The organism is Neisseria sp. P0021.S006, assembly GCF_051956895.1.
The window spans coordinates 1-463 of sequence record NZ_JBQCWZ010001195.1 but is presented as its reverse complement, the minus strand read 5'-3'; the positions used below and the strand labels follow the sequence as shown (position 1 = coordinate 463).

The following is a 463-nucleotide window of genomic DNA, read 5'->3' as shown; positions in this document are numbered from 1 at the left end:
TTTGCGGCCTTTGGCGCGACGGGCAGCCAATACTGCGCGACCACCGCGGGTTTTGGAGCGAACCAAGAAGCAGTGGGTGCGTTTACGTTTGGTAACGGAAGGTTGATAAGTGCGTTTCATGATGTTTCCTAAAAATTGGTAGATAATTAAACTGTGAATTACACTCCAATTTGCTGCTTTTGTCAATCAATATAAAAACTTTTCGTTGGCCAAAGTGTGACAACTGGTTTTATGCATTGATAGAATTTGTGGATAAAATTTTGCGGCGGTTGTGGATAAAAAAGAGCGGAATGGGTATAATCGCCCAATCTTGCTTTTCTCTGTGCGCAAGGCCGTCTGAAAGCAGCGGGAGTGTCGTAAAAATTTGATTTTTATCGGATTGCCTATCTGCTCTGCCTTCTTGTATTTCCCAAATCTTCCATTTTCCGAGCTTAATCTCATGACGTTAGCTGAATTTTGGCCG

General features: G+C 43.2%; 2 protein-coding genes. Both read right to left on the bottom strand.

The genetic code is table 11. From position 1 onward, the window contains the following. Positions 1–120 (bottom strand): 50S ribosomal protein L34 (rpmH, locus tag ACTHUM_RS19435; protein WP_440403933.1); only part of this gene is annotated, 120 nt, incomplete at its 3' end. 66 nt (positions 121–186) lie between these two features. After that, positions 187–463 (bottom strand): hypothetical protein (locus ACTHUM_RS19430; RefSeq protein ID WP_440403932.1); only part of this gene is annotated, 277 nt, incomplete at its 5' end.